The 20,114-nt window shown below is 56.3% G+C and carries 19 protein-coding genes; 15 read left to right on the forward strand and 4 right to left on the reverse strand.

Going from position 1 to position 20,114, the window contains the following annotated elements; all coding sequences use genetic code 11:
• Nucleotides 1-177 precede the first annotated feature (177 nt).
• Nucleotides 178-1,038: a branched-chain amino acid aminotransferase gene (locus Q8O73_RS05775; RefSeq protein WP_305556288.1), complete on the forward strand. Its 861-nt coding sequence runs from the start codon at nucleotides 178-180 to the stop codon at nucleotides 1,036-1,038.
• A 73-nt stretch (nucleotides 1,039-1,111) separates the two neighbouring features.
• Here the strand turns inward: Q8O73_RS05775 and Q8O73_RS05780 are convergent, their stop codons facing one another.
• Nucleotides 1,112-1,723 (reverse strand): DUF4136 domain-containing protein, encoded by a 612-nt coding sequence (locus Q8O73_RS05780; RefSeq protein WP_305556290.1) that lies wholly within the window; start codon nucleotides 1,721-1,723, stop codon nucleotides 1,112-1,114.
• Nucleotides 1,724-1,922: 199 nt separating this feature from the next.
• Here Q8O73_RS05780 and Q8O73_RS05785 point away from each other — a divergent pair, with 199 nt between their 5' ends.
• Nucleotides 1,923-2,513, forward strand: a complete 591-nt coding sequence (locus Q8O73_RS05785) for a hypothetical protein (RefSeq protein ID WP_305556292.1) — start codon at nucleotides 1,923-1,925, stop codon at nucleotides 2,511-2,513.
• A 92-nt stretch (nucleotides 2,514-2,605) separates the two neighbouring features.
• On the opposite strand, the gene Q8O73_RS05790 is transcribed toward Q8O73_RS05785, so the two are convergent.
• Nucleotides 2,606-4,201 (reverse strand): lysine--tRNA ligase, encoded by a 1,596-nt coding sequence (locus Q8O73_RS05790; RefSeq protein WP_305556294.1) that lies wholly within the window; start codon nucleotides 4,199-4,201, stop codon nucleotides 2,606-2,608.
• 366 nt (nucleotides 4,202-4,567) lie between these two features.
• Between Q8O73_RS05790 and Q8O73_RS05795 the strand changes: the two genes are divergently transcribed.
• From Q8O73_RS05795 to Q8O73_RS05815, 5 genes are all read left to right on the forward strand, one after another.
• On the forward strand, nucleotides 4,568-5,623 hold the full coding sequence (locus tag Q8O73_RS05795) for a sensor histidine kinase (protein WP_305556296.1): 1,056 nt from the start codon (nucleotides 4,568-4,570) through the stop codon (nucleotides 5,621-5,623).
• Nucleotides 5,624-5,627: 4 nt separating this feature from the next.
• Nucleotides 5,628-8,081 (forward strand): EAL domain-containing protein, encoded by a 2,454-nt coding sequence (locus tag Q8O73_RS05800; RefSeq protein WP_305556298.1) that lies wholly within the window; start codon nucleotides 5,628-5,630, stop codon nucleotides 8,079-8,081.
• A gap of 180 nt (nucleotides 8,082-8,261) precedes the next feature.
• Nucleotides 8,262-10,337, forward strand: a complete 2,076-nt coding sequence (locus tag Q8O73_RS05805) for a methyl-accepting chemotaxis protein (RefSeq protein ID WP_305556301.1) — start codon at nucleotides 8,262-8,264, stop codon at nucleotides 10,335-10,337.
• Between the two features lie 91 nt (nucleotides 10,338-10,428).
• Nucleotides 10,429-10,815 carry an MAPEG family protein gene (locus Q8O73_RS05810; RefSeq protein ID WP_305556303.1) on the forward strand — a complete coding sequence of 129 codons (387 nt, stop codon included), beginning with the start codon at nucleotides 10,429-10,431 and terminating at the stop codon, nucleotides 10,813-10,815.
• Between the two features lie 4 nt (nucleotides 10,816-10,819).
• The gene (locus Q8O73_RS05815; protein ID WP_305556305.1) at nucleotides 10,820-11,269 is read left to right on the forward strand and encodes a DUF1801 domain-containing protein; all 450 of its coding nucleotides are present in this window, start codon (nucleotides 10,820-10,822) and stop codon (nucleotides 11,267-11,269) included.
• Here the strand turns inward: Q8O73_RS05815 and Q8O73_RS05820 are convergent.
• Complete coding sequence (locus tag Q8O73_RS05820) at nucleotides 11,258-11,698, reverse strand: MarR family winged helix-turn-helix transcriptional regulator (protein WP_305556307.1); 441 nt, start codon at nucleotides 11,696-11,698, stop codon at nucleotides 11,258-11,260. The genes Q8O73_RS05815 and Q8O73_RS05820 overlap by 12 nt on opposite strands.
• Nucleotides 11,699-11,884: 186 nt before the next feature.
• On the opposite strand from Q8O73_RS05820, the gene Q8O73_RS05825 reads away from it, so the two are divergent.
• The 6 genes from Q8O73_RS05825 to Q8O73_RS05850 all read left to right on the forward strand — a co-directional run bounded on the left by Q8O73_RS05825 (nucleotide 11,885) and on the right by Q8O73_RS05850 (nucleotide 15,580).
• Complete coding sequence (locus Q8O73_RS05825) at nucleotides 11,885-12,919, forward strand: alpha/beta hydrolase (protein WP_305556309.1); 1,035 nt, start codon at nucleotides 11,885-11,887, stop codon at nucleotides 12,917-12,919.
• Nucleotides 12,920-12,993: 74 nt separating this feature from the next.
• Nucleotides 12,994-13,419 carry an organic hydroperoxide resistance protein gene (locus Q8O73_RS05830; protein ID WP_305556311.1) on the forward strand — a complete coding sequence of 142 codons (426 nt, stop codon included), beginning with the start codon at nucleotides 12,994-12,996 and terminating at the stop codon, nucleotides 13,417-13,419.
• Nucleotides 13,420-13,509: 90 nt separating this feature from the next.
• Nucleotides 13,510-13,839, forward strand: a complete 330-nt coding sequence (locus Q8O73_RS05835; protein ID WP_305556313.1) for a putative quinol monooxygenase — start codon at nucleotides 13,510-13,512, stop codon at nucleotides 13,837-13,839.
• A gap of 15 nt (nucleotides 13,840-13,854) precedes the next feature.
• Nucleotides 13,855-14,289, forward strand: coding sequence for a YqaA family protein (locus Q8O73_RS05840; RefSeq protein WP_305556316.1), 435 nt, complete (start codon nucleotides 13,855-13,857; stop codon nucleotides 14,287-14,289).
• Nucleotides 14,290-14,464: 175 nt separating this feature from the next.
• Entirely contained in the window at nucleotides 14,465-14,833 is a 369-nt protein-coding gene (locus tag Q8O73_RS05845) for a hypothetical protein (protein WP_305556318.1), read from the forward strand.
• A gap of 153 nt (nucleotides 14,834-14,986) precedes the next feature.
• On the forward strand, nucleotides 14,987-15,580 hold the full coding sequence (locus Q8O73_RS05850; protein WP_305556320.1) for a LysE family translocator: 594 nt from the start codon (nucleotides 14,987-14,989) through the stop codon (nucleotides 15,578-15,580).
• 16 nt (nucleotides 15,581-15,596) lie between these two features.
• Here Q8O73_RS05850 and Q8O73_RS05855 read toward each other — a convergent pair whose 3' ends face one another.
• Nucleotides 15,597-16,442 (reverse strand): AraC family transcriptional regulator, encoded by an 846-nt coding sequence (locus Q8O73_RS05855; protein WP_305556321.1) that lies wholly within the window; start codon nucleotides 16,440-16,442, stop codon nucleotides 15,597-15,599.
• Between the two features lie 92 nt (nucleotides 16,443-16,534).
• Here Q8O73_RS05855 and Q8O73_RS05860 point away from each other — a divergent pair, with 92 nt between their 5' ends.
• Nucleotides 16,535-19,297 carry an ATP-dependent DNA helicase gene (locus Q8O73_RS05860; RefSeq protein WP_305556323.1) on the forward strand — a complete coding sequence of 921 codons (2,763 nt, stop codon included), beginning with the start codon at nucleotides 16,535-16,537 and terminating at the stop codon, nucleotides 19,295-19,297.
• Nucleotides 19,298-19,595: 298 nt separating this feature from the next.
• Nucleotides 19,596-19,886 carry a hypothetical protein gene (locus Q8O73_RS05865; protein WP_305556325.1) on the forward strand — a complete coding sequence of 97 codons (291 nt, stop codon included), beginning with the start codon at nucleotides 19,596-19,598 and terminating at the stop codon, nucleotides 19,884-19,886.
• The last annotated feature ends 228 nt before the right edge of the window (nucleotides 19,887-20,114 follow it).

Consider the following 20,114-nt stretch of genomic DNA (forward strand, 5'->3'; position numbering starts at 1 on the left):
TTATTTGACGGCGCACAAGCGCACACGTGTGCATTGGAATCATCCTTTCGGGTAAATTCCTGTCACATTCCGTTCGGTTTTCTTTGACCGGCCCCGGCCAAAAAATCTATGCTGGGGTCACGCCCCACCATCAGGGTCTATCCTGATCCACACCGATCCATCACGCGGAGCATCAACATGGGAAACGCCGCCCCCCAAAAGGCATGGACATGGTTTAACGGCCAGTGGCACGAAGGCAATCCGGCCATCATCGGCCCGTCCACCCACGGCATGTGGATGTCTTCCACGGTTTTTGACGGTGCGCGCCGCATGAAGGGCAAAACACCCGATCTGATCCCCCATTGCGCCCGCGTCATCCGCTCCGCCCAATTGATGGGGCTGTCCCCCAAAATTACAACGGACGAAATCGTCACGCTGGCACGCGAGGGCATTGCCAAATTTGATCCGGATGTAGCACTTTACATCAAACCGATCATTTACGGTGAAACCGGCTTCATCGCGCCCGACCCCGACAGTGCGCAATTTGTGCTGTGCATTTATGAAAGTGCGTTGCCCGATGCCATCCAGACCGGGTTCAGCGCGCAAAAATCATCCTTCCGCCGTCCCTCGCCCGAAAGTGCCCCGACCGAGGCCAAGGCATCCTGCCTCTATCCCAATGTCGGACGGGCCGTTTCCGAGGCCCGCGATAACGGTTTTGATACCGGGGTGATGCTGGATCCCGTCGGCAATGTCGCGGAATTTTCCTATGCCAATCTGTTTTACGCCAAGGATGGCACGGTCTTTACCCCGGCAATCAATGGCACATTCCTCAATGGCCTGACCCGGCAGCGCGTGATCGGCCTGCTGCGCGACGATGGCGTGGACGTGGTTGAAAAGGCGGTTAAATACAGCGACCTTGAAGCCGCCGACGAAATTTTCGGCACCGGCAATTATTACAAGGTCGCCCCCTGCGTCAAACTGGACGCCCGCGCCCTGCAACCCGGCCCGATCACCCGCCGTGCGCAGGAACTTTATTGGGATTTTGTTGAACGCGGATAAGCCTGCCGAACAACCGGCAAACAAAAGGCTGACAGGACATCATCCCGTCAGCTTTTTTGTGACATACCATATATTACTGTTGCGCCGCAGGCGCCACAACCGGCGCGGATTGCCCGGCGACAAACGGGTAATTGTTGAAAATGCTGTTGATGGTCTCGCTGACCGACGGGTCGGGATTGCGCAGATCGCTATCGCTCAGGCGGCGAATGGCCGTACCTTCCCAGATCATCTGGTTGGTGACACGGTCCACCATATCCACCGTGATCGTGCCTTCGGCATAGCTATCGGCGTAACCCGGCTCGACATAGCCCGGCCAGCCCATATACATACCGCTGCGAGAACCATAACGACCGCCATAGCCGCCATAACCACCATAGACCGTGGCCGGACGCACCCGCTGTTTGTCGGTGCGTTTGACATGGAAATTGATCAGCATATCGGGCTGATGGATATCAAGAACATAGCCGCGTTCCGCCATTTTGGCGGCAATGGCGTCTTCGATGCGTTGCCCCATCAGGGTGCCGTATTCTTCGCCAACCTGTTTGGCGGACTCAAAAAAGGCATAGCTATGATACTGGCCGAAATCGGCAGCATGGTCGGCATCGGTATAGACGCGCGGCATGCTGGCCGCACAGGCCGTCAGAACCGTCACCATCAGGGCCGCCGCCCAAATCCTGATTTTCATCGCCATTTCATCCTTTTATCATCCGCAAGGGCATGCCCCGCACATATATATCCAAAAGTTGGCACGCAAGTACGGCTATTTTGCGTCAATCGCCGAAACATAACTTTTGGTTGAATTTACTTCAAAAACAGATCAATTTTCATAACAGATTCCGGTGCCCGGCAGTACATGCGGCGGCACCCAACAGGGGGATTTACGCATGGGGTTTCAAAATACGACCTTGCGGGCTGCCGCAGGCGGATTGTGTCTTTTACTGCTGGGCGGGTGCGCCAATGGCATTCATGATCAGGTGGTTGGTGGCCATGCCCTGCTGGGCGAGGCCAAGGTGGGCGCACTTTCCACCACCGCCAATTATCGCACCGTGGTCGCGAAATTTGACCAAGCCTCAATTGTCTGCCCGGAACCGCCGCCCGATGTGGCAGTGGCCATCACCTCAGCCCTGACCGCCAGCATGGAAGTGACCAGCCAGTCGCTGGACGCAACCGCCAAGGCGAATATGGCCCGTGCGATTGCCCAGAATATTACACCGCTTTTGCGCCGCACCGCCGCCATCCAATTTTACCGCGATGCTCGGTCCTATAACTGCTTTGCCCATATGAATGGTGCGCTGGATGCCAATGCCTATGTCGCGGCCAATACCGCCGCCCTCACCGCCGCCACCAATCTGATGTCGCAGGAAATCGAACAGGGTTTCGAGCCCATCGACCCGCAGGTTATGCAAAACGATTTGCACAAAATCATTGAATATCTTGAGGAACTGAAAAAGCAGGAAAGTGCGCCTGCCAAATAACCCGGCTCATCGCACCCAAAATCGGACACCTAACAAACGCACAAGGCCCGCCAAATTGGCGGGCCTTGTTGTTGTCATCCGGACATCAGGGTTTACGCCCCCAAATCCTCACCCGCCAGCGCACGGTCAATCAGGGTAATGCTTTCATCAATGCCATAAAGCGCAATGAACGATCCCATGCGCGGCCCCTGTTCCTGCCCCAGCAGGATTTCATAAAGGGCGCGGAACCACGCCTTGAGATCGGCAAAGCAGTCATGCTGTTTGCCAACTTCAAACACCGCATTTTGCACTTCGGAACCGTCCGCTCCCTTCGGCAGGGTTGCCAGCGTGTCACGCAATTGCATCAGGGCTGCGGCTTCAGCAACTTCAGGGCGGCGGTATTTTTTGTGCGGTTTGACGAAATCGGCATAATAGGTGATGGCATAGCCAACCAGTTTATCAAGATAAGGCGCGTTTTCCGGCGTCGCACCGTCCGCATAACGCGAAATAAACGCCCACAGCAAATCCTTGTCCGATGTGTTGCAGACCGACACCAGATTAAGCAGAATACCGAATGAAAGCGGCACCTGACGTTCGGGCATCTTGCCTTCATGGATGTGCCATGCCGGGTTTTGCAGCAATTTGTCCGGATCGGTTTCGGTTTTGGCCTTTTCGGCAAAGGTCAGATATTCATCCACCGTTTTCGGGATGACATCAAAATAAAGCCGCTTGGCCGCCTTGGGTTTCTGGAACATAAACAGTGACAGGCTGTCTTCCGGCGCATATTTCAGCCAGTCTTCAACCGACAGGCCATTGCCCTTGGATTTGGAAATTTTCTGGCCGGTTTCATCAAGGAACAATTCATAGTTAAAGCCATCGGGCGGCGTACCCCCCATCGCCTTGACGATCTTGTTGCCCAGTTCGACCGACGGAATCAGATCCTTGCCCGCCATTTCGTAATCCACCCCCAGCGCATACCAGCGCATCGCCCAGTCAGGCTTCCACTGCAATTTGCAATGGCCACCCGTCACCGGGGTTTCCACCAGCTTGCCGGTTTCGGGATGTTCATAAACAATGGTACCGCTGGCCGCCCTGGTTTCAACCACCTTGGCCATCAGAACTTTCATCGTATCCTGTTCAACCGGCATAAAGGGGGAATAGGTCGCACGGCGCTCCTCGCCCAAAGTCGGCAGCATGATTTTCTGGATCGCGTCATACCGGTCCAAAACCCGCAGCAATGCCGCGTCAAACATACCGGAACGATAACAATCGGTCGATGATTTGAATTCATATTCAAAACCGAACGCATCCAGAAATTCGCGCAGACGGGCATTGTTGTGGTGGGCAAAACTTTCGTATTTGCCAAACGGGTCCGGCACACTGGTCAGTGCCCGGCCCAGATGTTGCGCCACCATATCGCGGTTCGGCACATTGTCGGGCACCTTGCGCAAACCATCCATATCATCGGAAAAGCAAAACAGTTTGGTCGGAATATCGGACATGGTTTCAAAGGCGCGACGAACCCATGTGGTGCGCGCCACTTCGCCAAAGGTGCCGATATGCGGCAGGCCCGACGGGCCATAACCGGTTTCAAACAGGACATATCCCTTTTCAGGCTTCTTCTGTTTATACCGCTCAACCAGCTTGCGGGCTTCTGCGAAAGCCCAGATATTGCTGTTAAGTGCGGCATTACGAAGATCGTCTGTCATTTTATGAAACCTTGAAAACTGTGTGTAACGGCAATGGTGATAGCCTTGCTGCCGACGAAGATCAAGCACGGCAAACCCGCAAAATAGCAGATCAGACCTCTTGTGACTGCATTTCGCATCGTTCTGTATGATGGCGCACCTTCCGGCGGCAAAGTACCGGATCACAACAGCCGATGCCAAATTTCAACTGGAATGATAAAATTTCGCATCAAAAGGGTTGTATGTCCGCCCCTCGCGACAAACATGGGTAAGCAAGCCAAAAGGGCCCGGCACAATGCATGACCACAGGAAACATGATCCTGACGTTACCCATACATACTGTGAGCGGACCAATAAAATATCAGGGCATTTCGCAAGAGAGGCGGCATGATCGACGATCCGGTTTTAACGGAAGATGCGAAAAAAGACAGAGGATATGATCATGATGACCGGTTTCATCGTGTGGTCGAACATGCGCCCAATGCGATGATTCTGGTTGATGAACGCGGACGTATCGAAATGGTCAATGCGGAAACCGAACAGCTTTTTGGCTATCGGCGCGATGAATTACTGGGCCAACCGATTGAAATTCTGGTACCCGCCCGTTTCAACAGCCATCATGCTGATCTGCGCGACAGTTTCGTGCGCGCCCCCGGCCCCCGGCCGATGGGCCCGGGCCGCGACCTGTATGCCCTGCGCAAAGATGGTAGCGAGTTTGCCGTTGAAATCGGCCTGAACCCGATTCCGATCAGTGGCGGCATCCAGATTCTGGCCGCGGTGGTAGATATTTCGGACCGCAAAAGCAAACAGGAAACCCTTGAAAAATCGCTTCAGGAAAAGGATTTGCTGCTGGCCGAGGTCCATCACCGGGTCAAAAACAACCTTCAAATCATTTATAGCCTGCTTGATATGCAATCTTCACAGATTGATGATTCTCATGCCCGCGAGATGTTGCGCGACAGTTGCAACCGGGTACGCTCAATGGCGCAAATTCATCAGGCCCTGTATCAAAGCGAGGATATGAGTCAGGTCGATTTCGGCCATTTTTTCGAGGAATTACTGCAAACCCTGTCGGCATCCTATAATGCCGATATCGGGCGTATTGCGGTCACGACCCATATCAAAACAGTGCGCATGCCCATTGGCATTGCCGTACCCTGCGGCCTGATTGCCAATGAACTGGTATCGAACGCCCTCAAACATGCGTTTCCCGGGGATCGTTGCGGCACAATCGATATCGCCATTCAGGACACCGGCCAAAACACCATCATCATGGCGGTGACCGATGACGGGGTTGGCATTCCGATGGATTTCGATATTGAAAATTGCGCCAGCCTTGGCCTGCAACTGATCCATCTTCTGACTGATCAGTTGGGCGGCACCCTGACCATCAACCGACAAAACCCCACCCGTCTTGTCATTGAATTCCAACAACCGGATTAGGCCCATGTTTGATCAGGTCCATGTCATGATTGTCGAAGACGAGCGAATTGTCGCCCTGCATTTGCGACAACAACTGACTCGTCTGGGATATAAAAAAATAAGCGTCCACAGTGCCGGTCAACCGGCACTCGACGCCATGATGTGCGATGCGCCCGACGTCATTTTAATGGATATCCATATTGACGGCGATCTTGACGGCATCGAAACCGCCGCCAGCATCCCGCCCGATTTTCTGATCCCGGTGATCTATCTGTCTGCCTATTCCGAAGACCCGACGCTGGAACGGGCCCGGAAAACCCAGCCTTATGGCTTTTTGCTCAAACCCTTTTCCGAACGCGAATTGCACGCTACCATTCAGATGGCGGTCGAACGCCGTCAAGTCGAATATGCCCTGCGCCAGACCGAAGAACGTCTGTCTCTGGCAATGGCGGCAGCCAATCTGGGCTGTTGGGAAATCGATGTCAAAACCCGCCTGATGCGTGGATTTGGTCTTGAAACCCTGATCCCCGAAGCCGATGCAGAAGGGTTCCTTGGCAATCTGGATGATTTTCTGGCGCGCGTTATTCCATCGGATCGCGACACCGTCCGGGCTGCCTTTGAATATGCCATCATGCATGGCAATTTTTACGATGTCATGTTTCGCCGTGAACAGGGTGGCGGCATCAGTCTCCCACGCTGGTTTCGCGCCCAGGGCAAGATTTTTGCCGCCGACCGCCGCAATACCGAACGCCTGATCGGCATCATTCAGGACGTCACCGACCAACATCTTTCGACCGAAAAACTGCGGCAGGCAAAAACGGTCTTTCAGACCACTCAGGACGGCATCCTGATTCTGGATCACCAACTGAATATCGTCAGCGCCAACCCCGCCTATTGCGCCATCACCGGCAGCCCGCCCGACGAGATCATCGGCAAACCGCCCTATATGGTCGCCGATGGCTCTTGCTCCGACGCCCTGCAACAGGATTTGCAGGCCAACCTTAAACAACGCGGTTACTGGCACCGGGAAATCGACACCAGACGCCAGAGTGGCGATCCAATTTCGGTTCATGCTCAGATCATCGCCGTATCCGATGACAATGGCAATCTGACCCATTATGTCGCGATGATTTCAGACCGCACCGCCATCCGGCAGGCCGAACAGGAATTGCAATATCTGGCGCAATATGACGGCCTGACCGCCCTGCCTAACCGGCTGTTGGCCAATGACCGGCTACAACGCGCCATTGACCGCGCCGAAACCGAAGGCACCCATGTCGCCTGTCTGTTTCTGGATCTGGACGAATTTAAAAACGTCAATGACATGCTGGGTCATGATATCGGCGATCAGGTTCTAATGATTGCCGCCCGACGCATTCGCGCTGCCATCGCCAAAAGCGACACGGTTGCCCGGCTGGGCGGTGATGAATTCCTGATCATTGTCGAGGATGTTTATAATGCGGTAACGCCATCCTATCTGGCGGCCCGGATCAATGCCGAACTGCGCCGCCCCTTTCATGTCAAGGGCCAGGAAATCACCATGTCGGCCAGTATCGGCATCAGCATTTATCCCGAAAACGGCAAATCCACGCAGGATCTGGTGCGCCTTGCCGATACCGCCATGTATGCCGCCAAGGCCAAGGGTCGCCGCACCTTTGCCTATTACAAATCGGAAATGACTGAAAATACCGCCCATTACATGACCCGCAGCCTGCAATTGCGCCACGGCCTTGAAAAAGGCGAACTGGAACTGTTTTACCAGCCGCAACTCTCCGCGCAAACCGGCGAGATGATGGCGGTTGAAGCCCTGATCCGCTGGAACCATCCCACTGAAGGCTTGCTGATGCCTGCCGACATCATCCCGATTGCCGAGCAAAGCGGTCTGATTGTCGAAATTGGCGACTGGGTCTTGCGACAAGCCTGCCGTCAGGCCTGCCAATGGCAAAAGGACGGGCGACCGGCCCTTCGCATGGCGGTAAATGTCTCGGCCCGGCAACTTCATGCTCCCCATTTTGCCACGACGGTCAAAACCATTCTGACCCAAACCGGGCTGGCAGCGGAATATCTGGAACTGGAAGTCACCGAAAGCATGATTCAGGATGCCGAAGACACCATCCAGACCCTGCACGATCTTCTCGCACTTGGCGTTTCGATTGCCATTGACGATTTTGGCACCGGCTATTCCTGCCTCAGTTCGCTTAAAAAACTACCGATCCGACGTATCAAGATTGACCGCGCCTTTATCATTGGCATTCCCGACGATTCCGAAAATACCGCCATGACCGAGGCCATCATCGCCATGGCCCACAAGCTGGGCTTGCGCATCACCGCCGAAGGGGTCGAACAAAAAATACAGCACGATTTCCTTGCCAAACAGGGCTGTGACGAACTTCAGGGATTCCTGTTCAAACGACCGGTTCCCGCCAGTCAGGTTTTTGACGACACCACCATTCGCCACACCGGATCACAACACTTGTGACGCTTCCTTGCGAACACTTTCACAAACCATAATAAACAACGGCTTTCTTAACAAACGGACAGCCGACCTTGAATAAAACTGTCATCGTAATTTGTCGTTTAAAGCGTTGAAGTCTGGTTTACTGTCTCCACATGTAAAATACCCCCAAAGGGGCGGGGCATAACAAGGAGGCAGGTGACGATGAATTTTTCCAGACTTTCACTGGGGGCGAAACTGACCTGTGTCAGTGCCGTCGCCGTTGCGGCGTGCCTGATGATTGGCATCTTTTTACAAACAAACCAGACCGGACAAACCACCGAAGACCTGACCGTCGGACAGGCCAGTTCGGTTGCCGATCATCATGCCGAACAGGCAGGCCGTGTTTTGAATATGGGAATTGCCACCGCCAAAAACCTTGCCGGGGCCTTCCGCGCCATCCGTGAAACCGATGACGTGGATCGCGGCGTTTATAACGAAATCCTCAACCGCACCCTGATGAACAATCCCGATCTGGCCGGGGCATGGGCCGGGTTTGAAATCAATGCGCTCGATAACAACGACGACGCCTATAAAGACGAAGGCGAACCGTTTGGCGAAGGCACGGGACGCTATGTCACCTATTATTATGATTTTGGCGACGGGATTGTGCCCTATCACCTGACCGGGCTGGATGATCCGTCGGTCAATGAATATTACGAGGAACCCAAACGCACCAACCGCCCCTATCTGACCGATGCCATTACCTATGACATTCAGGGGCGCGATGTGGTTCTGACCTCGTTTGTCTATCCGGTGCAGGATCCGGCAGGCAAATTTCTGGGCGTTCTGGGGGTGGACCTTGAACTGAATGCCCTCTCGGACCGGTTTGCCGAACTCAAACCCTTTGGCACCGGCACGGTCAATCTGATTTCCGCCCAGGGCACATGGGTTGCCCACGAAGACCCTGCCATCCGTGGCACCGCCCTTGACCCTGCCATCCCGGCACAGGCCACCGCCCTTGATGCCATGGAACGGGGCGAAAGCCGCACCCTGATTGCCGATGGCTATGTCCGGATTTTCAAACCGATCCGGATCGAAGAATATGACCGGAACTGGGCGGTGGCGGTCAATGTGCCGCTGGCAACTGTCAATGCCCCGTCCGATGCCCTGCGCAATGCTACTCTGATCGGCGGTGTGGTATTGCTGATGATTGTAATTACCGTAATTTTGGTTTCGGCCAATGTCATGGTGCGCCGCCCGATGACACAGGTCGCCGGGGTGATTGATCATCTGGAAAAGGGTAATCTGACGGTCACAGTACCCTATCTGGACCGGTCCGATGAAATCGGTCTGATTGCCCGCGCCCTGGAAGAATTCAAATCGGCATCGGCCCGCATGCAGGAGGCGGAACGCGAAAAACTGGCGACCGAACATCGCGCCAGTGAGGATCGCAACCGCACCCGGTTGCAACTGGCCGATGAATTTGAAAAATCGGTCGGGCAGATTGTCGGATCGGTGACAAAAAGTGCCACCAGCATGGAAAGCGTATCGCGCCAGATGCGGTCTGCCGCCGATGAATCATCTCATCAGGCCACCGTCGTTGCGGCTGCCGCCGACGAGGCCAGTGCCAATGTCCAGACGGTTGCCGCCGCAACCGAGGAATTGTCCGCCTCAATCCATGAAATTTCCGAACAGGTTAGCAAATCATCCACCATTGCCAGCACGGCGGTCAGCGAGGCCGAACGCGCCAACACCATGGTTGCCGGTCTGGCCGATGCCGCCGACAAGATCGGGGCGGTCGTCAGCCTGATCAATGATATTGCCTCCCAGACCAATTTGCTGGCACTCAATGCCACCATCGAGGCGGCGCGTGCCGGTGAAGCCGGCAAAGGTTTTGCTGTGGTGGCACAGGAAGTCAAAAACCTGGCCAATCAAACCGCACGCGCCACCGATGACATTGCCCAGCAAGTGGGATCGATCCAGGAAGAAACCCGCCAAACAGTCGGCGCAATTGAAAAGGTCAGCGAAACCATTTCCAGCATCAATGAAATCGCCACCGCCATTGCCTCGGCGGTCGAACAGCAAGGGGCTGCCACCGCCGAAATTTCCGGCAATATTCAACAAGCCTCGGCGGGTACCAACGAAGTATCTTCTTCCATCGGCATTGTTCGCACCGCCTCCCAACAAACGGGCGAAGCAGCCTCCAATGTGCAGCAAGGCGCGACGGAGCTTGCCGTTCAGGCCCGCGAGTTGGATCAACAGGTCAAAGCCTTTCTGGGACGTATTCGTACGATCTGATTGCGGGTTTTTCTGATATAAGAACCGCGATGGTGGCAAATGCGACCATCGCGATTTTCCATGTCCTCTCACCCCGGAAGGAAACCACCCGATGCCCATGCTGCCCGCCACTTTTTTCCTCACCGGCATTTTCGCCCTGATGCTGGTGATCCTCAGCCTGAATGTATCGTTTCGCCGTCGCGCTGTAATGGTCGGATATGGCGATGGTGATGACAAAACCCTGCGGGTGCGGATGCGTGCCCATGGCAATTTCACTGAGAATGCCCCGCTAGCCATTCTGGTTTGTGCCGGGCTGGAATTTTCAGGCACGGCGGGCAACTGGGTGTGGCTGGTCGCACTGGCTTTTATTGTCTCTCGCCTTTTGCACGCGCTGGGCACCTTGTATGTTCCCGGCCCGGCCCCGCGCGGGGCAGCGATGGTGATCCAGCATGTCAGTTTTGTTCTGGCCGGTGTGTGGCTGATCGTACTGGCGTTCTGATCGCATGACGCCGCCAGCATCCCCACCCCCGATACAAAACCCCGCCATTACCGCCCGCTACGCCCTTTATCCCACCGCAGCACAGGAACGGTTCCACATTCTGCGCGGCTGGATCTACGAAGTTGCCACAGGCGATCCGGCAATAGGCCCGCTGGCCGAAACCGTGAAATGGGGAGAGCCGTCATGGCGACCAATATCGGGCGGCGGCACAACCTTGCGGCTGGACTGGAAGGATAAAAATCCGAACCAGATCGCCCTTTATGTCAATTGCCAGACCAGCCTGATTGCCGAATTTCGCGATATGTTTGACGGGCAATTACAGTTTGAAGGCAACCGCGCCATCCTGTTGCCACTGGACCAAGCCCTTCCCGAAGATGCCCTGAAATTCTGCATTGCCGCCATTCTGGGCTATCACCGTCGTAAAAAGGGGGCGCCGATCCATTCACGCGGCTGAGCGATCCAGTGCACGACGCAGTGCCTGCACTTCGCGGTTCAGCGCCTGCAATTCCGCAATCGACATGCCGCTGGTATTCAGCACACAGGCCGGAACCGCCCCGGCCCGATCCTGCAAGGCGCGACCGGTATCGGTCAGTCGGATCAGGACCTGCCTTTCATCCGCACGATCACGTTCGCGGGTCACAAGGCCCGCAGCCTCCAGACGTTTCAACAAAGGCGTCAATGTACTGGATTCCAGATACAGTTTCTCGCCGATGCTGCTGACCCGCTGGCCGTCTTCCTGCCACAGGGCGACCATCGTCAGATATTGCGGATAGGTCAGGCCCAGATCATCCAGCACCGGTTTATAAAGCCGGTTAAAGGCATGGGCAGCGGCATAGATCGAAAAGCACAGGTGATCATCCAGTTTTAAAGGGGGGGGGGTCATGGCTTGTCTCCTTCGTTTTAGGCGGTAACCGGGAAATATACATCGTGCACGATTTAATATCAACCGATTTTATCGCATACCTGAGTTGCCCATTTTTATATCGCGCACAATTAAATCGTATGATACTTAAAATGCAGCAAGACGGAATGCCCGTCACATCAAACCCGGTCAGCGAGGATTAACATCATGAATGCGTTTAAAACCACCGTTGCTTCTGCCACTTTCGCCATTGCTGCGGCTTCCGGCTTTGCCAGCGGCGCTGCCGCCAACCCGGTTCTGGAACCCGCCACCCAGTCCTTTGTCGATGCGGTTGCCGCATCGGGCGGCCCGGCGATTTATACCCTGACTCCGGATGAAGCCCGTAACGTTCTGGCCGGGGCGCAGTCCGGCCCGGTCGCCAAACCGGCGGTCGATATTAACGACACCACCCTGCCGGTCGGCCCGACGGGCACCACCAAAATCCGCGTCATCCGCCCCGAAGGCAACACTGATACCCTGCCGGTGATTGTATATTTCCATGGTGCAGGCTGGGTCATGGGCGATACCGGCACCCATGATCGCCTGATCCGCGAAATCGCCGTTGGTGCCAATGCCGCCCTGGTGTTTGTCGATTATGAACGGTCCCCCGAACAGCGTTACCCGGTCGCGATTGAACAGGATTACGCAGTGACCCAATATGTTGCGAACAACCCCGCAGAATTCAACATCGACCCGACCCGTCTGGCGATTGCCGGGGACAGTGTAGGCGGTAATATGACGGCGGTGGTCTCGCTGCTGGCACAGGAACGCAAGGGGCCGAAAATTGCCGCACAGCTGTTATTCTATCCGGTAACCGATGCCAATCTTGATAACGGGTCCTATACCGAATTTGCCAATGGTCCGTGGTTGACCCGTCCGGCGATGGACTGGTTCTGGAACCAGTATTTGCCCGAAGGGATTGACCGCACCGACCCGACGATTACGCCGATCCATGCCAGCGAATCCCAACTGGCAGGGCAGGCACCTGCACTGGTAATTACGGCCGAAAATGACGTGCTGCGCGATGAAGGTGAAGCCTATGCCCGCAAATTGTCACAAGCCGGGGTTACTGTGACGGCAACCCGGTATAACGGCACGATCCATGATTTCGTGATGCTCAATGCCCTAGCCGAAACCCCGGCGACCCGCGCTGCCATTGATCAGGCAACCAGTTTTCTGCGGAACGCCTTTAACGCCAACTGAATAACTGAACGACCAAACACCTGAATTCTTGACACCGAACCCAAACCCTTCTCTTTTCATAAAGGATGAAAACCATGTCTGTTAATGTTCTCTATCGTGCGACGGCAAGTGCAACCGGTGGCCGCGATGGCCGTGCGAAAACCGAAGACGGCAGCCTTGATGTCAAGCTTTCCACCCCAAAGGAACTGGGGGGTGCCGGCGGTGACGGCAACAACCCCGAACAGCTTTTCGCCATGGGTTATTCCGCCTGCTTTATCGGCGCGATGAAATTTGTCACATCGCAGGGTGGCCCGAAAACCCCGACCGATGTGTCGGTCAAGGCCGAAGTCGGAATTGGTCCGCGTGCCGCCGGTGGCTTTGGACTTGCAGTTGACCTGCATATCTCGTTGCCAGGCCTTGACAGGGCCGATGCCGAAAAACTGGTCGAAGAAGCCCACAAGATCTGCCCCTATTCCAACGCCACACGCGGCAATGTCGAAGTTACTTCGCACATCGTCTGAGGCGCCCTAAAATCATCAAAGCCCGGCGGGGAAACCTGCCGGGCTTTTTTGTATTGCCCGATCCGTGTCAAACATTGATGATCCCGCCTTATGAAAACAGCCCCCAGCCAACTGGAAATATCCATGCCCAAATATCTGACCGTTCTTGCCATTGCCCGCGCCAAACCCGGAATGGAAACCGAACTTGGCAAGCGTCTGATCGCGCTGGTTGAGCCGTCCTGCGCCGAAGAAGGCTGTATTTCTTACACCATGCACCAGTCAAACGACGATCCGGCGGTGTGGATGGCCTATGAAAACTGGCGGTCCGAAGAAGACCTTGCCCGGCATTTTGAAACGCCGCATCTGCGCAATTTTGCCGAAACCATCGACGAGATACTGGCCGAACCGATTGATATACGGAAATTTTCAATCAAATCCTGACCCCGGATAGCCATCGTGCTTTTTGCCCTGTTCCTGTCCGCCTTTACTTCCGCCACCATCCTGCCCGGCACGTCCGAGGCCGCACTGGTCGCCCTTGTCACGACGGGCGAACATGCCGTGTGGCTTCTGGTGGCGATTGCCACGGCGGGCAATGTTTTGGGATCGCTGGTCAATTGGGGGCTGGGATTGTGGATCGAACATTTCCGCCACAAACGCTGGTTTCCGGTGTCGCCGACGCAATATGAGCGCGCCGAACGCTGGTTTAACCGGTACGGGCTGTGGGCCTTGCTGTTTGCCTGGTTGCCGGTGATTGGCGATCCGTTAACACTGGTGGCCGGGGCGCTGCGGGTGAAATTCTGGCCGTTTGTTGTACTGGTGACGCTGGGAAAGGCGGCGCGCTATGCAATGATTTCAGGTGCAGCCGCCTGGATTTCAGACTTCATTTCATAATATTTCTCATGAAAAATACTATAAATTACAGATAATATGAAAATACAAAAACCATAAAATGCCGATAATGGTGGCACCTATTTTTGATATTACTTGATATTTACTCACATATAATCTATTATTAATTCAATAATTTATATTATAAACTTTTAATTTATAGAATTGGATCCTGAAAATGGAAAAAAACATTCCCGTCTGGCTCAAGCCCGGTATCTGGGGTGCTGTTTTGGGCGTCATGGCGTTTGTCATTATCGGCTTTAGCTCCGGCTGGCTAACGACTCATGGTGCCGCAACCGAACGCGCCGACGCACAGGAAAAAACAGCGGTGACGAACGCCCTTTCGGCCTTGTGTGTCGCCCGGTTCAAGTTGCAGACCCCGACCAACCAGTCGCTGCAACTGGCCGCCCTCAAGGAAGAAAGCTCCTATAAACGCCGCGAATTTGTCGCCAGCAACGGCTGGGCCACCACGCCCGGTAGCGACGCCGCGGATAACGATGTTGCCGGTGCCTGCGCGAACGAACTGATGGCGTTGACCGCTTCCTGATTTTTCCGGAAACATCCCAAACGCGTCCGCCCGGAGACAGTCCGGGCGGACGTTGTCGTTTAAGGACCCGGAGCAGGTCAATTTCCTTCAATATTTTCGCCAGACCATGTCGCTATCTTGCGCCCACCGAAAATGGATGCAAGGAACCACCCGATGACAACAACGCTTTTTCTGTCGATGGCGGCCTTTGCGCTGGCCGCCTCGATCTCGCCGGGGCCGGTGAATATTGTGGCCCTTGCCTCGGGGGTACAGCATGGTTTTCGGCCCAGCCTGCGCCATGTCACCGGGGCGACAATCGGGTTTTGCCTGCTATTGTTGCTGATCGGGCTCGGACTGAATGAAATCCTGATCCAGTGGCCGCATCTGACCCGCGTCATTCAGTGGGCCGGGGTGGGATTTTTGCTTTATATGGCGTGGAAACTGGCCCGCGATAATGGCGAATTTGGCCGAAAGGACGGGGTTCACACGCCATCCGCCCTCAATGGTGCCATCATGCAATGGCTGAACCCCAAGGCATGGTTGGCTTCAATCGCGGGCATGGGGGCCTATGTTGCCGATGGTGACCCGGTGCTGGTCTGGCAGTTTGCCGCCCTTTATTTCGTAATTTGTTATGGTTCGGTCGCATGTTGGGCCGGGATTGGGGCGTTTTTACAACATGCCCTGAACGAACCGCGCCGCATTCGGCTGTTTAACCGGGTGATGGCCGCCTTGCTGATTGCCTCTGCGGTGTATTTAATCTTAGGCTGAACACCACCCGGCACAACTATGCCGCCCGCGCATAATTCCCCGGTGTCGTCGCCGTCAGGCGTTTGAACTGGCGCGAAAAATGCGCCTGATCGGCAAAGCCGCAATCCAGCGCAACATCAACAATCCGCCCTCCGCGCCGCAGCGCCGCACGGGCGCACGCAATCCGGCAATTGATCACATAGGCATGCGGGGTCATGCCATAGACCCGCTTGAAGGCCCGAACCAGATAAGAGGCCGAAACCCCGGCAGCACCACAAATATCGGCAAGCGTAATCGCATCGGTGCAGTGCGCCCGGATATAATCAGCCGCCAGCACCATCTTGCGATTATCGCCTACCCCACCGCCACCCCCGTGCGTGCGGCCAGCCCGGCGGCCCAGCACATCATGCAGGCCGGTGAAAAAACCGACAATTGCCGTTTCCTTTCCCAGAATATCCATATCTGCATCAAACAGCGCATCGCCCAGCCCTGTCAGATCGCGATAGAGGGCCGGATGTTCGGGGACGATATCGGCAAACATGGCAAATTCACCTGCCTGATCGGCATGGATGCCCCCCTGTATATCGCGCAGCCAGCCGGTATCGATATAAATCATCTGATAGGACCACAGCACATCCTTGCGCGGATTGCAGGCATGAACATCACCCGGATTGATCACGACCACCGATCCGGCCTGCACATCATGGCTGCGCCCCCGGTTCCAACAGATGCTGGCCCCGCCGGTGATCGCACCAATCGAAAATGTATCGTGGCTGTGTTTTTCATAACATATCCCCCGCCCGTCGCGCACGCGCTGCGCCTCGATAAATGGCAGGGCGGGATTGCGCCAGAAATGCTGGTTTGCGGTTTTGCTGCGGCTCATACTGCTGTCCGGGTTCCGATCACACAAGAATCTCTTGATACGGCAATTTCCCCTGTGGCGCCACTGCGGCAGTCTGATTATAGTCCCCCCCGATGTTCGATGATCGTTCTGATCCTGTTCCGCGTTTTTTGCCGCCCGACGCGCCTGTGATGGTCGCCGGATTGCGCCATGCTGTGTTTTTGACACCGGACGGCGAAATTGACGAAATGCCGCTGGCCACGGCGGCCAAACGCGCCCGAAAACAGCGCCCGATTGTTGTGCATTTGCCCGCCACCGCCCGACGTCTGAAGATCGAGGGATTTGGCGGGTATGATTTGCTGGAACTGTTTGCCTTTGTTCGCCCGGCGCAATTTTGCGTGCCGACCCCACGGGGCATCGCCCTTGCCACCGGGCAAAAACCATCCGACGATTTGACCGGACAGGCCGAAGCCATGGCCGAAGCGATGAAGCGGTTGCTTCAGGAACTGGCCATTCTGGACCGCGACAAACGCGCCCGCGCCCTTGCCCTGGCCTGGCCGATGGCGCGCGGCACATGGGCATGGGGCATGCCGGTTCTGGCCGCCCTTGGCGCCGATGGCGACGGGCCGCATAAATTTGCCGTCTATGAAGGCCTGAAAATCTGGAAAAAAATCGGCGAATGGTCGGAACATGCCCCGCCGCCCACCCCCGGCCATATCGGGGTGGAGCCGGTCGAGGCCCGCGAAAGATTGCGCAGCCTGTTGGGTGACGGGGCCGAAGAACGCCCGCAACAGGCCGATTATGCATCGGCAGTCTGTTCCGCCTTTGCGCCACGCACCGCCGAGGGTGCGCCCAATATCGTGCTGGCCGAGGCCGGAACCGGCACCGGCAAGACCCTTGGTTATGTCGCCCCGGCATCCTTATGGGCGCAGAAAAACGAGGGAGCGGTATGGATCAGCACCTATACCCGCAATCTGCAACGCCAGATCGACAGTGAACTGGACCGGCTTTATGACGACCCGGTCAAAAAACGCCTGAAAGCGGTGGTGCGCAAGGGCCGCGAGAATTATCTGTGCCTGTTGAATTTTGAAGAAGCGCAACGGCCCCTGGCCCAGCAACCCCATCAGGCGGTGCCGTTGGGCCTGATGGCGCGTTGGGCATTGGCGACCCGCGATGGCGATATGGTGGGGGGCGATTTTCCGGCATGGCTGACCGAATTGATCGGCACCCGCTTTACCAGTGCGCTGGCCGATCAGCGCGGTGAATGTATTTATGCCGCCTGCCCGCATTATACGCGCTGTTTTGTTGAAAAAACCGTGCGCCGGGCGCGGTCGGCCGAAATTGTCGTGGCCAATCATGCGCTGGTGATGGTGCAGGCGGCCCTTGGCGGGCTGGACGATGCGGCGATGCCGACCCGCTATGTTTTTGACGAAGGCCATCATTTGTTTGATGCCGCCGACAAGGCCTTTTCCGCCCATCTGACCGGACAGGAAGGGGCGGAATTGAGGCGCTGGTTATTGGGGGCGGAAAACCGGGGCGGGTCGCGGGCACGCGGCCTGAAACAACGGCTGGAAAGCCTGATTGCCGAACGTAGCGAATTGCGCGATGCCGTCCATGCCGTCATTCATGCCGCCGGATGCCTGCCCGAACAGGGCTGGTTGATGCGTATTCAGGACGGGGCGGAACATGCCAAGGGACCGGCCGAAATATTTCTGGCCCATATCCGTGCGCAGGTGACGGCGCGGGCCACAGAATCAGATCGCGGTTATTCGATTGAAACCGATTGCAAACCGGCGATTGAGGCGGTGCTGAAAAGTGCCGCCGATCTGGACCGCGCACTTGCCGCCCTTGAAAAACCGGCCAAGGCCCTGATTAAAATCATCACCCATATGCTCGATGAAAAGGCCGATGAACTGGAATCGGGCGAACGGCAACGCCTTGATGCCGCCATCCGGTCGCTGGAACGGCGTGCGATCATGCAGGTGGCGGCATGGCGCGGTATGCTGGCATCATTGGTTGAAAACACACCGGCGCAATTTGTGGACTGGTTTGCAATTGAACGGCAATTTGGCCGCGATTTTGATATTGGCATGCATCGCCATTATCTTGACCCGACCCTGCCGCTGACCGCCGCCCTGGCCCCGACCGCACATGGCATGGTGATTACATCGGCAACCCTGCGCGATGGCACAGGGGACGAGATGTTTGACTGGGCGGTGGCCGAAGACCGCACCGGGGCCTCACACATGCCGCTTCCGGCGGTGCGGGCGGCGCTTAAAAGCCCCTATGATTATGCCCGGCAAACCCGTGTTTTCATCGTGAATGATCTGGGCCGCGACAATGCCGATCATGTGGCGGCGGCCTATCGGGAATTGTTTCTGGCCTCCAAAGGCGGTGCGCTGGGCCTGTTTACCGCAATTTCGCGGCTGCGGGCGGTCTATGACCGCCTGACCGGGCCGCTGGACGAGGCCGGGCTGCAATTGTTGGCGCAACATATTGACGGCATGGATGTCTCGACCCTGATTGATATTTTCCGCGTCGAACGCGATGCCTGCCTGCTGGGCACCGATGCAGTGCGCGACGGAGTCGATGTGCCCGGCGACAGTTTGCGCCTGATTGTTTTTGACCGCGTGCCGTGGCCCCGCCCCGATATTTTGCACCGGGCACGCAAGGCGGCATTTCACGGCGCACGTTATGACGATATGCTGACCCGCCTGCGCATGAAGCAGGCCTTTGGCCGCCTTGTCCGTCGCGCCGAGGATCGCGGGGTGTTTGTGTTGCTCGATAACCGGATGCCGACCCGGCTTTTGGGTGCATTTCCCGAGGATGTCGCGGTGCAGCGAGTCGGGCTGAAAGAAGCGATAGAACAGACACGATTGTTTTTACAATCGCAATAGATATCCGCCCCGTCACCTGCCCCACAAACCATCAACTCATTGATTTTCAAATGCTTTTATCAGGCGACAGTACGCATCCAAAGTTTTTTCGGATTTTCTGAAAAAAGTTCTTGATTTGTTCTTTTCGTTGCGGCATAACAGTAAAGTCAACGGGACAATTCCGCCCGGAGCGAAACCCGCAAGGCTTGATGCCTTGCGGGTTTTTGCGTTTGGGCCAGAGGAAAGAGGCGATGATGATGCAGCGGCAAAAACACAGACAAGGCGGCGGGCGAACCACCCGCAAAATCATGACCGGCGGATGGAAAAGCCATTACGGAGGCATTGTGCAGACGGTCTGACCCGGCCATTTGTCAAGACGCCCGAGTTGCGTCTTGTCGGTGGCGCGTCCTGCCCGGATCGTACCGGGAGCCATCCGGCCTTGCCGGGGGTGGCAGGAGCGGGTAGCGGGTCCGTTGGTGAGGCTGACGGATGCCCGAATTGCGCCTTGTGGTTGGCCGTGCCTGCCGGGATCGTGGCGGGAGATGTCGGCCTTGCCGGGGGTGTTGGCACGGCGGGCGGAAGCCCGAAGTGTGTCCGGTTCCCGTGGTGACGGGAAAGCCGGGTTGTGGCCGGGCCGTCTTGCGGCGGGTTCGGTTAACGCGGGGCGAAGGCCCGGCGGTAGAAGGAGACCCAGGCCTGCATTTTCGGATGCGGCTTGTGAGGCAGACGGGGGTATGGGCGCCATATCAGGTACCCCTGATGGAGCCTCGCCAAAATCCTACGGGGGTAGTCCGTCTTGTGTGCATCGGTCCTGCCCGGTTGGCGATTTGGGGGCTGT

Source organism: Thalassospira sp., assembly GCF_030690045.1.
Taxonomy (GTDB): Bacteria; Pseudomonadota; Alphaproteobacteria; order Rhodospirillales; family Thalassospiraceae; genus Thalassospira.

Coding starts and splice junctions, on each gene's coding strand:
- Q8O73_RS05785 (WP_305556292.1), top strand. CDS start 1,923: ATGGGGTTTCAAAATACGACCTTGCGGGCTGCCGCAGGCGGATTGTGT.
- Q8O73_RS05810 (WP_305556303.1), top strand. CDS start 10,429: ATGCCCATGCTGCCCGCCACTTTTTTCCTCACCGGCATTTTCGCCCTG.
- Q8O73_RS05850 (WP_305556320.1), top strand. CDS start 14,987: ATGACAACAACGCTTTTTCTGTCGATGGCGGCCTTTGCGCTGGCCGCC.
- Q8O73_RS05775 (WP_305556288.1), top strand. CDS start 178: ATGGGAAACGCCGCCCCCCAAAAGGCATGGACATGGTTTAACGGCCAG.
- Q8O73_RS05820 (WP_305556307.1), bottom strand. CDS start 11,698: ATGACCCCCCCCCCTTTAAAACTGGATGATCACCTGTGCTTTTCGATC.
- Q8O73_RS05845 (WP_305556318.1), top strand. CDS start 14,465: ATGGAAAAAAACATTCCCGTCTGGCTCAAGCCCGGTATCTGGGGTGCT.
- Q8O73_RS05790 (WP_305556294.1), bottom strand. CDS start 4,201: ATGACAGACGATCTTCGTAATGCCGCACTTAACAGCAATATCTGGGCT.
- Q8O73_RS05855 (WP_305556321.1), bottom strand. CDS start 16,442: ATGAGCCGCAGCAAAACCGCAAACCAGCATTTCTGGCGCAATCCCGCC.
- Q8O73_RS05800 (WP_305556298.1), top strand. CDS start 5,628: ATGTTTGATCAGGTCCATGTCATGATTGTCGAAGACGAGCGAATTGTC.
- Q8O73_RS05830 (WP_305556311.1), top strand. CDS start 12,994: ATGTCTGTTAATGTTCTCTATCGTGCGACGGCAAGTGCAACCGGTGGC.
- Q8O73_RS05860 (WP_305556323.1), top strand. CDS start 16,535: ATGTTCGATGATCGTTCTGATCCTGTTCCGCGTTTTTTGCCGCCCGAC.
- Q8O73_RS05825 (WP_305556309.1), top strand. CDS start 11,885: ATGAATGCGTTTAAAACCACCGTTGCTTCTGCCACTTTCGCCATTGCT.
- Q8O73_RS05835 (WP_305556313.1), top strand. CDS start 13,510: ATGAAAACAGCCCCCAGCCAACTGGAAATATCCATGCCCAAATATCTG.
- Q8O73_RS05795 (WP_305556296.1), top strand. CDS start 4,568: ATGATCGACGATCCGGTTTTAACGGAAGATGCGAAAAAAGACAGAGGA.
- Q8O73_RS05805 (WP_305556301.1), top strand. CDS start 8,262: ATGAATTTTTCCAGACTTTCACTGGGGGCGAAACTGACCTGTGTCAGT.
- Q8O73_RS05815 (WP_305556305.1), top strand. CDS start 10,820: ATGACGCCGCCAGCATCCCCACCCCCGATACAAAACCCCGCCATTACC.
- Q8O73_RS05865 (WP_305556325.1), top strand. CDS start 19,596: ATGGAAAAGCCATTACGGAGGCATTGTGCAGACGGTCTGACCCGGCCA.
- Q8O73_RS05780 (WP_305556290.1), bottom strand. CDS start 1,723: ATGAAAATCAGGATTTGGGCGGCGGCCCTGATGGTGACGGTTCTGACG.